At 31.8% G+C, this 14,124-nt stretch carries 15 protein-coding genes and 1 pseudogene; 11 read left to right on the top strand and 5 right to left on the bottom strand.

Going from position 1 to position 14,124, the window contains the following annotated elements; all coding sequences use genetic code 11:
• The first annotated feature begins 314 nt into the window (after positions 1-314).
• The 3 genes and pseudogenes from JJQ60_RS19415 to JJQ60_RS22130 form a co-directional block, all read left to right on the top strand.
• Positions 315-800, top strand: coding sequence for a DUF4199 domain-containing protein (locus JJQ60_RS19415; protein ID WP_201924057.1), 486 nt, complete (start codon positions 315-317; stop codon positions 798-800).
• Between the two features lie 173 nt (positions 801-973).
• A complete protein-coding gene (locus JJQ60_RS19410; RefSeq protein WP_201924056.1) occupies positions 974-1,501 on the top strand; it encodes a DUF4199 domain-containing protein in 528 nt (175 codons plus the stop codon).
• Between the two features lie 3 nt (positions 1,502-1,504).
• Positions 1,505-1,600, top strand: a pseudogene (locus JJQ60_RS22130) (glycosyltransferase); the annotation flags it as partial.
• A 223-nt stretch (positions 1,601-1,823) separates the two neighbouring features.
• Here JJQ60_RS22130 and JJQ60_RS19405 read toward each other — a convergent pair.
• Entirely contained in the window at positions 1,824-3,512 is a 1,689-nt protein-coding gene (locus JJQ60_RS19405; RefSeq protein ID WP_201924055.1) for a helix-turn-helix domain-containing protein, read from the bottom strand.
• A 192-nt stretch (positions 3,513-3,704) separates the two neighbouring features.
• Between JJQ60_RS19405 and JJQ60_RS19400 the strand changes: the two genes are divergently transcribed.
• The 6 genes from JJQ60_RS19400 (at position 3,705) to JJQ60_RS19375 (ending at position 8,125) form a co-directional block, all read left to right on the top strand.
• Positions 3,705-4,091: a DUF4199 domain-containing protein gene (locus JJQ60_RS19400; RefSeq protein ID WP_201924054.1), complete on the top strand. Its 387-nt coding sequence runs from the start codon at positions 3,705-3,707 to the stop codon at positions 4,089-4,091.
• 150 nt (positions 4,092-4,241) lie between these two features.
• Positions 4,242-4,751: a DUF4199 domain-containing protein gene (locus JJQ60_RS19395; protein WP_201924053.1), complete on the top strand. Its 510-nt coding sequence runs from the start codon at positions 4,242-4,244 to the stop codon at positions 4,749-4,751.
• Positions 4,752-4,753: 2 nt separating this feature from the next.
• The gene (locus tag JJQ60_RS19390) at positions 4,754-5,257 is read left to right on the top strand and encodes a DUF4199 domain-containing protein (protein ID WP_201924052.1); all 504 of its coding nucleotides are present in this window, start codon (positions 4,754-4,756) and stop codon (positions 5,255-5,257) included.
• 7 nt (positions 5,258-5,264) lie between these two features.
• A complete protein-coding gene (locus JJQ60_RS19385) occupies positions 5,265-5,714 on the top strand; it encodes a DUF4199 domain-containing protein (RefSeq protein ID WP_201924051.1) in 450 nt (149 codons plus the stop codon).
• A 209-nt stretch (positions 5,715-5,923) separates the two neighbouring features.
• Positions 5,924-6,871 carry a glycosyltransferase family 2 protein gene (locus JJQ60_RS19380; RefSeq protein ID WP_201924050.1) on the top strand — a complete coding sequence of 316 codons (948 nt, stop codon included), beginning with the start codon at positions 5,924-5,926 and terminating at the stop codon, positions 6,869-6,871.
• A 267-nt stretch (positions 6,872-7,138) separates the two neighbouring features.
• The gene (locus JJQ60_RS19375; protein WP_201924048.1) at positions 7,139-8,125 is read left to right on the top strand and encodes an IS110 family RNA-guided transposase; all 987 of its coding nucleotides are present in this window, start codon (positions 7,139-7,141) and stop codon (positions 8,123-8,125) included.
• 99 nt (positions 8,126-8,224) lie between these two features.
• Here the strand turns inward: JJQ60_RS19375 and JJQ60_RS19370 are convergent, their stop codons facing one another.
• Both JJQ60_RS19370 and JJQ60_RS19365 read right to left on the bottom strand, forming a co-directional pair.
• Entirely contained in the window at positions 8,225-8,998 is a 774-nt protein-coding gene (locus JJQ60_RS19370; protein WP_201924046.1) for a hypothetical protein, read from the bottom strand.
• A 139-nt stretch (positions 8,999-9,137) separates the two neighbouring features.
• Complete coding sequence (locus tag JJQ60_RS19365) at positions 9,138-9,848, bottom strand: class I SAM-dependent methyltransferase (protein ID WP_201924044.1); 711 nt, start codon at positions 9,846-9,848, stop codon at positions 9,138-9,140.
• Positions 9,849-10,130: 282 nt separating this feature from the next.
• Here JJQ60_RS19365 and JJQ60_RS19360 point away from each other — a divergent pair, with 282 nt between their 5' ends.
• Positions 10,131-10,625 carry a YkgJ family cysteine cluster protein gene (locus tag JJQ60_RS19360; protein ID WP_201924042.1) on the top strand — a complete coding sequence of 165 codons (495 nt, stop codon included), beginning with the start codon at positions 10,131-10,133 and terminating at the stop codon, positions 10,623-10,625.
• 72 nt (positions 10,626-10,697) lie between these two features.
• On the opposite strand, the gene JJQ60_RS19355 is transcribed toward JJQ60_RS19360, so the two are convergent.
• The gene (locus JJQ60_RS19355; protein ID WP_201924040.1) at positions 10,698-11,384 is read right to left on the bottom strand and encodes a Lipl32 family lipoprotein; all 687 of its coding nucleotides are present in this window, start codon (positions 11,382-11,384) and stop codon (positions 10,698-10,700) included.
• A 146-nt stretch (positions 11,385-11,530) separates the two neighbouring features.
• Positions 11,531-12,853 carry an exo-beta-N-acetylmuramidase NamZ family protein gene (locus tag JJQ60_RS19350; RefSeq protein ID WP_201924038.1) on the bottom strand — a complete coding sequence of 441 codons (1,323 nt, stop codon included), beginning with the start codon at positions 12,851-12,853 and terminating at the stop codon, positions 11,531-11,533.
• 8 nt (positions 12,854-12,861) lie between these two features.
• Here JJQ60_RS19350 and JJQ60_RS19345 point away from each other — a divergent pair, with 8 nt between their 5' ends.
• A complete protein-coding gene (locus tag JJQ60_RS19345; protein ID WP_201924036.1) occupies positions 12,862-14,103 on the top strand; it encodes an ABC transporter permease in 1,242 nt (413 codons plus the stop codon).
• Positions 14,104-14,124 lie beyond the last annotated feature (21 nt).

Raw genomic sequence — 14,124 nt, 5'->3', positions numbered from 1 at the left:
TAATATATTTTTATGCAATTTAAAAATTGGGGTATTCTACTCCGAAAAGGGTATAATATGTTTTTTTTCGTCATCCCCAATGCTTAAAAACACTCATTTTCAACCCTTTAAAATTTTCGATCTATTTCAAGGTAAAGTATATATTTTACACTTGCTAAGACCATTTACAAACTACGGAAAAACCGTAATTATTTTGTAAATATACGATAAAAATGTATATTAACCCGATAAAAAGCCGTTTTATTTATGATTATAACATTTTTTTATAGTATTATACCGGTAGATTAATAATTACTTAAACACATAATTGCTATATGGAAGAGACTACTATTTCTGTTAAAAAGTATATTTTGGTATATGGGTCTATTCTTGGCCTTATATGGATTATTTATGGGGTGCTTCGTCATATTACAGATAATAGAACAACCTCAAATTGGATGTTGTCAATGTTCGAATTATTCCTTCATATTGGAATTACAGTATTCGGCATATATAAATTCAAACAAAAAGATAATGGTTTTTTAAGCTTGTGGCAAGCCTTTAAAATTGGTTTGGGAATTGCCTTAGTCTGCATCTTAGTACAACTGACTTGGGATATTTTTTTTGTAAAAGTAATTTCTCCAGAAACCCTAATTGAAGCTCTCAATTCAGGGAATGAATCTGCTTCATCCAAATCCCAAGGAGAAAATGATTATATTTTTAATAGATTTTTGAGAGGTTTAATTTTTAATTCAACTTTAGGCATTTTAATCTCGCTGCTAGGAGGAGCCATCATGCAAAAAAATAGAGATCCCTTTTAATAATAGACTTCACTAAATAAATTGTTTTACTGATATAACACCTGTACCATTAAGGTTTTTGGGGACATGTATAGCAACTCAAACCTCAACACCAAATATATTTCTTTGCTCTTGTAACATTTTAGTATCTTTGGCTACTCATGGTTATATAAATAACCAAAACGATTTCAATTATGGAGGATGAAAAGATATCCGCAAAAAAAATTATAATAAATTACGGTGTGATACTAGGAGTAGTATCTATCTTATTTAGTGCTATTATCTATGCTACTGGTATGTATAAAGATCCTCATTGGTCTGTTGGTGTATTAGGGCTTGTGATTATGTTGGCAGCCCTGGTGTATGGAATAAAGGCATATAAGTCCGCTAATCATGGATTTCTTAATCTTACCGATGCGATTAAAGTAGGTATTGGTATAGCATTAATTAGCGGAATTCTATCGGGTATTTGGAATCTTACTTTAACTACAGTAATTGAACCTGATTATTCGGCACAGGTTATGGAAATTCAGAAAGAAAAACTTGCCAAAGAATCTCCAGATATGACCCAAGAGCAAGTAGAACAAGTATTTGCCATAACAGAAAAATTACAAAGCCCACCTATAAGTTTTGCTATCGGAATTATTGGAAGCCTGTTTATGGGGTTCATTATTTCATTAATAACAGGATTGGTGATGCAAAAGAAACAAGAGTTATATTAACCTATGAATATATCTGTGGTCATACCGCTGCTGAACGAGCAGGAATCACTTAATGAATTATATAATTGGATTGCAAAGGTTATGCAATCCAATTCTTTTTTAAAATCTCATTTCTCTTTCTTAAAAAACGTAAATATTGAATAAGAAGCATCTTCTCAAGTATTTTTTTTGCAAAGAAATTGTATTGAGAAGTATGTTCTAATCGAAATTATCTTGTTTTAGATACACCCAATCATAGATTTGACAATCAAGCCGACGAAAATTTTTCATTTATAATTTACGCTAAAAACTATTTATTAAGCATGAAGCATTATTTAAGCAATTATGTATGTTTTAACTTACTAATAAAAGATGAAGGGTAAATTCCTGTTTTTTTATGAAACGCTTTTGAGAATGACTCACTTGTCTTGAATCCTACTTCCTCAGAAATACCTTTAATAGAATATAACCTAAATTTTTCATCATCCCGCAAGCGCTCAATGGCATATCCAATTCTAAGATCATGCAAATAATTAGAAAAACTCTTTTCTTTATACACGTTAATAATTTTTGACAAATAAGTCGAATTGGTTTTTAACTCTTTTGCTAATAGGTTTAGAGTATATTTTTTATTTAAGTATCGCTGTTTTTTTTCAAAATCATTGATTCCTTCTAAGATTTTTTTAATACTATCCTCTGAAATATTTAGATTATCTAATTGTTGTTTCCCCCTTTTTTCAGTATCAGGTTCTAGAACCTGTGTCTTGTTGGTATACGAGACTACAGCTCGAAAACTTTTGCGGTAGCGATTGCGATCATTATAAAAATAAATCATAATTCCAAGTGATACGAATAGCAAAAATACCCCTATAACTATTGCCAATCTATACTTAAACCCTTTACTCTCTAACTTAGAAATTATCGCATTTTCATATGAAACTATGGGGAGAAATTCATACTCTTCTATCGTTTTTATGAATGAATTCGTTGCATTCTTGTCAACAATACTATCAAGTTCTTTTATCCTTTGCCTATATACCAATATATCTTTATTATCTCCTAGGTTCTGACTATATTGCATCAACAGTTTATACCCTTCTACTAAATCAGGAGTTACATATGCATTGATTAGGGCAATCGAATCCATTTTTTTTAAATAATGTACGCTTTTCTCATTGTCACTAAGCTTATGAAACGTGGCCCCTAAATAAAAATAAGCAGTAATCAAAGGCTTAATTTCTTTACTGCTCTTCAAATTTGGTATTTCTTTTAAAATAGTATGTGCTGCGTTTTCATATTCTTCATTATAATATTGGATAACCCCTTGATTAAGAAAAAATAAATGCTTGCTATACTCATCATTAATGTCTAACGCATTTTTTATCCCCAAATTATTATAATACTCGGCAGAATCTAAAACATTCATGCGTATCCACTCTTCAGTAATAAAGTATATATCCTCTAGCCGATCCTCTAAATCTTCTTCAATACCATATTCATAACATTCTTTAAATATTTTAAGTGCATCTTTATGCGTACCTAATCGACTTTTTAAGATTCCTATAGAACGCTTATACTGATACATTAGCTTAGGATCAGAATCTTTCAATACAATATCTTCGGCTTTTTTATATGTACTCCATGCATTTTGAAATTGTCCTTTATTTAGATAATACTCTCCAAGTAAGAGATGTCCTTTTATCAAAAGGTTTTTGTTTTTAGTTTTTTGAGACAACTGTATAATGCTATCCAGGTATTTAAGATATAATGTATTCCCTTTATATAGTCGAGACATCAAATAGTATCCATGTCCTTGAGCATTTTTTTTATTTTCACTTTTTCCTTTTTCTAAATATGCATTTGCATATACAGCAGCTTTTTTTGGGTTTTCTTTATAGGTTTCAAAAAATTGATCATATAACTGAAAATATGTCTTCGATTGCAAAGAATCTGGAATTTTACTTATCCAATTTTTATTTTGAGCGGAAGTAGCAATATTTATTAAAAAGATCAAAAGTAAAATTTGTTTCATGCTAATGTTTCATAAATTTCATCCTATTCTCTATTCATCCAAAAATAAGGATAGTACAAATCATTTTCTAATTTTATTTATTGAGTTTTATAGCTATTATAGTGATTTAACTAACAAACGTTTTACCTTAAAAGGTCATATAAGCGAATTTTGTTATTTTTGCCAATTGTATTTCTTTCTCAGTCCATTAATATGAAATCTAATAACATTTCAACCCGAAAATTTATTATCAAATATGGTTTAATTCTTGGGGCTATCTGGATTATTTATTATTTCATTAAGTATTTAGTTATTAATTCCGTTTACAATGATGGAGGTTATATTTTTTCAATGATTACTGAAATAGGCTTGCATATTTTATTAGCATACCCTATATATCAATATAAATTGATCAACAATGGTTTTCTAACTTTAATACAAGCACTAAAAATAGGTATGAGTATTGCTTTAATAGTCTCCTTAATAGCGGGAATATATTTTATATTTGTAATCAAAATTATTGAACCCGAAGAAGTCCTTCAAAGAGCAAATGATGCTAAAGAAACTATGCTCAATAACAACCCTGATATGTCTCCCTAAGAAGTAAGAAAAGTAATAAAAGCAAATAACATGTTCAGTTCATTTTATATGTATCAATTATTTGATTTGATTTTCACCTTAATAATCAACTTCGTTATATCCTTAGTTACAGCAGCAATCTTATACAAGAGGAAAAAGTTATAGAACGGTATGAAAGACACAACTATTTCAACTAAAAAATTTATACTAAAATGCGGCTTAATTCTAGGAGTGATATGGGGTATCTATTTCTTAATTAGATTTGCTACGGATAATTTATACTACACAGAAGACTGGTTTTTTTCTATTATTGAACTTCTACTACATTTTAATCTGATTTTCCCCATATACCTATATAAATCATTTAATAAAGGAATTCTAAAACTTAGTGAAGCGCTAAAAATAGGCGTAGCTATTTCATTGATTACTGGTTTAATGTGGACAACCTACATTGTTTTAGTAGAAATCATTCAACCAGAATTCGTAATACAAACCCTAAATGAGAGTAAAGAAAAAATGTTAATTAATAAACCTAATATATCTCCAGAAGAGATGCATGAAACTATTATTTCTGATAAAAAGTTCAATTTATTCGGAGGGTTTATATTTCATTTAATAATTGATTTTGTAATCTCCTTAATTGCCGGAGCAATACTGCGCAAGAAAAAAAGTTATAGATGAGTATGAAGGAGACAATTATTTCAACTAAAAAATTTATACTAAAATACGGTCTAATTCTGGGAGTCATTGGAGGCATCTATTTCTGTATTAGATTTGCAACAGATAACATATATACTATAAACTGGTTTTATTCAAGTATTGAAATCATATTATATATTAGCCTGATTTACCCTATATATCGGTATAAATCATTAAATAAAGGGATCCTAAAAGTGAGTGAAGCCATAAAAATAGGCATAGGTATATCCCTAATAGCCTATTCCTTATCATTGCTTTACAATAGAATCCTTATAGATATTATTCAATCTGAATATATAATACAAACCTTAAATGAGACAAAACAGGAGGCATTAATTAACAACCCTAATATATCTCCAGGCGATATACAAGAAACTATCAAGGCCAATAGAAAGTACTATTCTTTCACGGTCTTTATGGTTAATCTAATGATTGGTTTCGTTGTTTCCTTAATTGCAGGAGCAATTCTTCGCAAGAAAAAATTATAGAAGAAGTATGGAAGACACAACGATTTCAACTAAAAAGTTTATTTTTAAATATGGTATTATACTTGGTGCAATTTGGGTTGTTTATCTTTTTCTTTGGTATACTATAACAGGTGGTGTGTCGCTCCCTTCTAAGAACCGACTTTTAAGCATTATAGAACTTGTCTTGCATTGTTCTATAATATATCCTATTTACCGTTATAAATTGATCAACAATGGGTTCTTAAACTTAAAACAAGCCATAAAAATAGGTATAAGTATTGCTTTAATAGCCTACTTTATAAATTTGACTTACTTTACTATTACAATGAAAATCGCTGAGCAGGGAGAAGTGATACAAAGTTTAAATGATGCAAGAGAAAAAATGTTAGTTAATCATCCTGATATGTCTCCTGAAGCTATACGAAAAACTATTAAATCTCCTGAAAAATATAGCCCCCAATTACTTTATGGCAATTAACGCACCTAATAATGAGTACAACATTTAGTTTCATGGTATCCCTAATTGCCGGAGCCCTTATGTATAAGAGAAAAAAATTATAGCCCCATTAAGCAGAGTTTCGTATTAAAATTCATCTTTTAGTAAAAGCGTACGATTACTATCTAAAAACATGTTACCTTATAACATTTTACTATATTTGACTACTGGTTACTTTTTTATCTATACCTATGAATATATCTGTGGTCATACCGCTGCTGAATGAGCAGGAATCACTTAACGAATTATATAATTGGATTGCAAATGTTATGCAATCCAATTCTTTTTCTTATGAAATTATCTTTATTGATGATGGAAGTACTGATGGATCCTGGGATACCATTTCTGAACTGTCACAAAAAGATCAATATGTAAAAGGAATTCGTTTCCTAAAAAATTTCGGAAAATCTCAAGCGCTGCACGCCGGTTTTGGTGTTGCAAAAGGAAATGTAGTGATCACCATGGATGCTGACCTCCAGGATAACCCCGAAGAAATCCCAGAATTATATAACCTTATCACTAAAGATGGGTTTGACTTGGTATCGGGCTGGAAAAAGAAAAGATACGATTCGGTTATCGCAAAAAACTTGCCTTCTAAATTGTTTAATGCCGCAGCCAGAAAAACATCTGGGGTTAAATTGCATGATTTTAATTGCGGACTTAAAGCATATAAAAATATTGTGGTAAAAAATATCGATGTTCATGGCGAAATGCATCGATATATTCCTGTATTGGCCAAAAATGCCGGGTTTACAAATATTGGCGAAAAAGTAGTGCTTCATCAGGCCAGAAAATATGGTACGACTAAATTCGGGATGAGCCGTTTCATTAATGGCTTTCTCGATTTGATCACTATCTGGTTTATGTCTCATTTTGGTAAAAGACCCATGCACTTTTTTGGACTTATCGGAACAATACTATTTATAGTTGGTTTTGGTATTTCGTTATATTTGGGGATCGATAAGCTTTTTATTGAAACCAAAGGAAGACTTATTGCTCAAAGACCAGAGTTTTATATTGCGCTGACCTCAATGATATTAGGAACACAGTTTTTTCTGGCCGGATTTTTAGGCGAAATTATCTTAACCAGTAAAAGAAGTAAAGAAAGATATAGTATTTCTGAAAAGATACATTTATAACAACCTGTTGTGTATTTAAGAAAAAAAAAAGCTATTCTCGATACATTTTGTTGTCATTCCATTACAACAAAACACTCCTTTAGATTTGCATTTAAATTTTTTATATTTTAAAGAACGGAAAAGGTACACTATCTATACACTCTAAGTTTTTAAACTTATACATTCGATTCAGACCTTTTCCGTTCAGTTATAAACTCAAATAGAAATTAGGGATTAGAACCCATTATCAAGGAGTTGAGTTATAACATAATCTCTAAAACCAAAGTTATGAAAACCAATTCAAAATTCATTGGGATTGATGTTAGTAAAAAAACATTAGACATCTGTATTTTATCTGATCGAAAGGAGTTCTTTAAAATTGATAATACCCCACAATCCATTGAAGAATTTTTCACTGGAAACCTATCTAAAAAAACTACCCATTATGTATGTATTGAAAACACAGGAAAATATGGTTGGGCTTTAATGAAACTAATGCCTGAATTTAACTGTTTATTTTATGTTGTTAATCCACTGCATTTAAAAAAGAGTATGGGATTGATAAGAGGAAAAAATGATAAAATAGATGCTCTTAGAATTGCTAAATTCATTAAAAGTAATCATACAGAAATAGTTGCTTTTATTACACAAAGAATTGAAATTAAGGAGCTTCAGGTATTGCTAACCGAGAGAAAACATAGAATCAAACAAAGAAAATCCTTAGTAATAAAAAATAAAGAATATCTATCCTTAAGTGATGAGAAATTAATTAAAAAACTAACCCAGAAAAATAATAGATTGATTAAAGAGCTTGACAAACAAATCAAGGAATTTGAAAAAAGTATACAAGAAATTATAAAGCAAGATCAAAAATTATCAACGTTACAGAAACAACTTGTATCTACCCCAGGAGTTGGAAAGGTTTTAGCTTGGAATTTGTTAGTGAAAACCAATGAATTTAAAACCATAACTGAGCCAAGAAAACTTGCCTGTTATGCCGGTGTGGCTCCTTTTGAAAACATATCGGGAACATCAATATTTAGAAAACCAAGAGTATCCTCTTTTGCTGATAAAGATCTAAAAAGATTATTGCACTTGGGCGCAATGAGCGCTATTCGTTTAAAAAATGATTTAAGTATTTACTATAATAGAAAAGTAGAAGAAGGTAAAAATAAAATGAGTGTACTAAATGCTGTAAGAAACAAAATTATACACATCATTTTTGCTTTGATTAAAAATCAAACTTTTTATCAAAACCGCTTGAATTTGTCATAGAAATCGAACTGACGTAATTTTCTTATACAGAACTTACAGTAGGTTTAGAAGATATATAGATATTCTGGTATTCAATATTTAGTAGGAGAAAAAGATAAATCAACGCCCGCCATTAGCCTGTAAATCAGTAATACAGAGTGGATCAAGTTCTGGTATTGTTTCTCCCATACCCATCATACCACTACCAAACTCTATCGAAGCTTCCATTAAGCAAGTAGGCACATTGCAATGCCCTTCGGCATCTTCGTCTTCGTGTTGTGATTGTAGAGGAGTTCCAATATTTACCAATCCAAGTAAATGTGCAAATTCATGATTTAATGTTGCTATTTCTATAGTGCTTAAGGCTGGAGCAGTTGGTCTGGTACTTAATCTACGTAAAGTGCCTTCATATATTACAATAGAAGTATTTAAATAAGCAGATCCCAACGTCACTTGCTCTTCTGTATCATCTTCTTTGCCTCCATCTGCAAAATAGATATACACGGCAATATCATCTTCTTCATTAAATAAGGATCGAGTTTCGTTCTCTATGTCTCCTATTTCTTCGATAGTAAAAGGTGCATTATTTGAAGAAGTTACAGTACGTTGTGTAATCGTAATTCCGTCGGGTTTAAATAATCGTGCCTGTAAAAACTCTCTAAATCCACTAATTGCTGCAGCACTAGGCTCAAAACCTTGAACAGATACAATCTCTATAGAGAGGCTATTAAAATTGGTGGCACTTAAGAGATCGTTTGCTGAAGATCCTAAAGGTCTTAGATTCGCAACTCGAGAGGCATCATTGTTAACTGGAGTGGTGTCGTCATCATCAGAACAACTAACAAGAATGAACGATGATATAAATAGGTAACCTAAAAATTTTAGTAGCTGCACAAGATTTCTTTTTAAAGTTGTTAGTATTGATCCATAGACTCACACATGGTAGCGTTTATTTGGATGGTAACATTCTATTAATGTATGTAATGCTTTTCCACAAAGATTATACCACATCAATTAAACATAATCAATTTCGTTAATTAACAACAAGTCTTGCTAAGTAGTCGTTATTTTCGCCTTCAAATAACAATTCACATAAGAAACCATTAGCATTAGCAGCATTTTGCAATGTATTATAATCAATATATAACCAATCGAACCAATCTGATTGTTGGCTTTTGTATTTCAATGCATAGCGCATTTCGCCATAATATTCAGCAGAGGCATCTACCCAAAAACCACCCTCATCATCTGTGAAAAGGTATGAAATGTCTGAGGAATCTAATAAAACTTGTCCGCCTGGATTTAAGAGCGTCTTCATGTGGGTAAAGAATCTATCAATATTACTTAGTTTACCTATAATACCGCTTCCGTTCATTAACAATAATAAGGTATCGAACTTTTCATTTTTAAGTTCAAAAATATCCTGAACTATTGCTTTGGTAACACCTCTTTTGGTGCAAATTTCTATCGCGCCTTCTGAAATGTCTATGGCCGTTGTAACTAGTTTTTTTTCATTTTGAAGGTAGAGTGCATGGCTTCCGGCACCACAACCAATATCTAAGACCTTACCATAAGACAGATCTAATGCCTTTTGTTCTATAATAGGCATCTCTGAATATGTTCTAAATAAATAGGGGATAGGGATGATATCATCATCAAAATCTGGAGCTTGCACAACAATATCTTCGGTATATTCTTGATTATAAAAGTCTTTAATAGCGGCTCCGAAGATATCTTTGTTCATATTTTAAATTTTATACCGGTAATTTGAGTATGCTATGCAATCATAAAATTAGCATTTAACAGGGTTGTTAGTTAAATATATGATTCAGGTCCCTTCTCCCTCAGGGAGAAGGTTAGGATGAGGGGATTTTTACATCAAAAGCCCTCACCTTAATCCTCTCCCTCTGGGAGAGGAAACTCAATCTTGACTATTTAAAAGTAACAAAGAATCCAAGTTAATTAATTTACTTCATTCATAAATGAATTCGTCCATCGTAATTATCAAAAGTTGTAATTTTGTACCATGCAAGACTTTATAAATCAATTACCACAGCTGGCCAAAGATAAACATAACGAGAATAAAAAATTCTTTGCTAAGCTTAAAAAAAAACCTCCCAAAAAATTGGATCACATTATGCAGGAATTGCATGATGAAGAGTTCGAACAAACTGATTGTCTGCAATGTGCTAATTGTTGTAAAACTACAGGACCATTATTTACTGATAAAGATGTAGAACGTATTGCAAAACATCTAAAATTGAAACCTCGGCAGTTTGAAGAACAGTATTTAAAAATGGATGATGAAGGGGATTTAATATTGCAGCAGACTCCTTGTTCTTTTTTGGCTGCCGATAACTATTGTTTGATTTATGAAGTGCGACCAAAAGCGTGTCGCGAATATCCACATACCGATCGCAAAAAATTTCAACAGATTTCTAACCTAACCTTAAAAAATGTTAGTATCTGCCCGGCCGCTTATAATATTGTTGAGAAAATGAAGGCCAAAATACCGTTATAAAAAAAGTATTCCTATGTATACTAAGAAAACATAGGAATACCAAGAGTGTGCCTTTTTAATCTAAGTTTTATTCTATTTGAACTGTTTTTTTAAGTCTTCGATGGTTTTAGCCATTACCACACCAGGTAATTTGATCGGCGCTGCAACTTGTGCTAAGAATGTACCTTTTACTTCTCCAGTTTTGAAGGTAGTAAATCCAACACGATATAAGCCAACTGTCAGTGCCTTAAGAGGGTCACTGGCTTCACTTTTATATCTTAGCAAAGAATTATAACTACTTCCGCTAGGTTGCTTTGGCATTTCACTACTATCATCATTTTTTGCTAACGTTGTCCATTTAGCTGATTTTACACCTTCTTCTGTGATATTATCTTTGCTAATGATGCTAGAACGTTCTAAAGTAATGTAAGTATCAAAAAAATCTTTAGAACCAGCATTTTCTTCATACGATTTTGACTTGGTAGCATTTTTTATTTTTGCCCCGGCTACTGGTGACATCATTCTTACACCAAGCTCAGGAGCTACAGCAGGAATCCATACATAGATGTAGTAAAATTTCTTACCATCTTTTACTTCATCTTCATTACCAGGTGCTGCATACCCCATATAGGATACAACCTCTGTATATGGTACTTTAATCGTTTTAGGGCCTATCTTTTTTTCAGTTAAACCACCAAACTTTTTTAATTTTTGAGCTTGTGCATCGACAGAAAAAATTAGTGCAAATGCACTTAGTAAGATTAAGATTCTTGTTTTCATAATTAATTGGATTTTGAATTGATTTAGTTATTAGTGTTAGTATTAAGGCACATTTTTTATCTGTAAATATACAGTTGTTGTATACAAGTATGAGAGTTTATTATCAAAAATTGATAGTCAATTTTATTTTTTTGTCTAACATCGAATTATTTATATAAAAGGTATTGTTTTCTTTTCTTAGCATACTTAATGAGATCTTCTCTCCATGATTTTTTGATTTGGGTGATACTCCAGCCTTCTTGTATTTGCTGTTGTAATTTTTTGGTTCCCGCATGCAATGTAAATGATTTAGTATTAAAGAATTTTTCTTTGTTATTCGAATTTTTGTAGGCATAGACCAACCATTCTAAGTTTATAGCATTTAGATTTGGAGTCTTCTGCAAGTTTTTTCCATAACATACTTCGCCTTGATGCTTAGGGTATTTGGCTCCAAAATTAGGTTGAGGTATATAGGCGTAATCATATTTTTCTATCGTAAGGTCTGGAGAACCAAAAATCTGAAACTGTGTTTCGGTACCTCTACCGGCATTAATTGTTGTTCCTTCAAAAAAACCAAGACTAGGGTATAAGTTAATAGATATATCATTAGGTAAGTTTGGCGAAGGTCTGATAGGTAAGCTATACGAAGTAGTATGCGTATAATTCTGTACAGGTATAATCTTGATATCACATGTCAACCCTTCTCCCAGCCATTTTTCCCCATTTACCATTTGTGCATACTCGCCAATAGTCATTGCATGCACTAACGGGATAGGGTGCACTCCTAAAAAACTAGAATGCTCTGGCTCTAGTGTCGGACCGTCTATATAATGCGCATTAGGATTAGGGCGATCTAAAATTAGCATAGGAATATTATTTTCTGCGCAAGCTTGCATTACATAATGTAGTGTAGAGATATAGGTATAAAATCGCACCCCCACATCCTGGATATCAAAAACCACAATATCCAGACCAGTTAATGTTTCTTTTGAGGGTTTTTTATTTTTACCATATAGAGAAATTATGGGGAGCCCGGTTTTAATATCTTTTCCATCAGCGACTAGCTCTCCCGCATCTGCTTTACCCCTAAAACCATGCTCGGGAGCAAAAACTTTTAAGATATTAACACCTCTAGATAGCAAAGAATCTACGATATGGGTATACTGTGGAAGGGTAGAAGGTTGTATCTCTCCAACATTTTCTAGTAAAGGAGACAGATTAGGGTATTTAAAAATCACCGAAGTTTGGTTACCCACAATAGCTACTTTTTTGTTTTCTAATACTGGTAAGTAACGTTCGGTTTGGTTAGCACCTACAATAATGGGCTTTGTAATTTCTGTGGTTTTTTTTACAATATTAGTATCGATTTTTATGTTTGTAGAATCTGTAGGAGAAGTCTGTGATGATAGTTTTGTTCCACTTCCGCAAGAAATAAGAACAGTACAAAAGAATAAAAATGTATTTTTGAATGCATTTCTAATAAAAACCATAGTTAAGCTTGAATTTCGAGTATTTTATTGCCAAACGCCTTATCAAAGGTAAGGAACATAAAAGTAGCATTTCTGCTCCAATCATAAAAATTGCAATTGCCGCAATTGCGATAGGTATGATTATGATGCTGATTACTGTAGCTACCGGTGTAGGTTTACAACGCAAAATTCGCGAAAAAGTTGCTACGTTTAATGGTCATGTGATAATTTCCAGCTTTGATAACAATAACAATATAGAATCTTGGATTCCTATCAAAAAACAGCAAGATTTTTACCCAGAATTTAATAGTGTAGAGGGAATAACGCATGTTCGAGGAGTAGCTACTAAGATAGGGGTGATTAGAACAGCCTCTGATTTTGAGGGAGTTGTGATGAAAGGGGTTGGCGATGATTATAATTGGGGTCATTTTGAAGAATACCTTGTTGATGGTAGATTGCCAGATTTTAAAGAAAACCTAAATCAAGAGATTTTACTCTCTGAACATATAGCCAATCGATTAGGGCTAAAAGTTGGAGATAAAGCCATAACCTATTTTTTAAAGAAAAATGTTACCGCTAATTCACGGCCTAATATTAGAGCGTTAGAAATTGTTGGAATTTATAATTCAGGATTTCAGGAGTTTGACGAAAAGTTTCTTTTTGCCGATATTAGACATATTCAACGTATGAACAAATGGGAAGCCGATGACGTAGGTAATTTTGAAATTTTTATAGATGATTTTGATAAAATCGATCAAAAAGGACAAGAAATTTATGAAAATATCCCTTCGGTACTCGATAGTCAAACGATTACCTTAAAATACGCAACCATTTTTGAATGGTTAAAACTTTTTGATTTAAACATTATAGGGATCATCAGTATTATTATCCTGGTGGCTGGGATTAATATGATAACCGCTCTCTTGGTTTTAATATTAGAAAGAACACCTATGATAGGAATATTAAAAGCTTTAGGGACCAGTGATTGGAGTATAAGAAAAATGTTTTTGTATAACGCTGCGTATTTAATCTTAATTGGTTTGTTTTGGGGCAACCTTATAGGGATCGGATTATTGTTTTTACAGGATCATTATGGGATAGTACGTCTTAATCCCGAAACGTATTATGTAAATACTGCTCCGGTATATATAGATTTTGGATACATTATGCTGCTTAATCTAGGTACTATGATATTGTGTTTGATCATGTTGCTTATTCCCTCTTATATAGTAGCTAAGATATCACCCACAAAATCTATTCGTTTTCAGTAATACTTATACATGAAAAGGGAA

It is taken from the genome of Aquimarina mytili, from assembly GCF_016735115.1.
GTDB classification, from domain to species: Bacteria; Bacteroidota; Bacteroidia; order Flavobacteriales; family Flavobacteriaceae; genus Aquimarina; species Aquimarina mytili.
The sequence above is the reverse complement of the archived record's forward strand: the minus strand, read 5'-3'. Positions and strand labels throughout refer to the sequence as shown.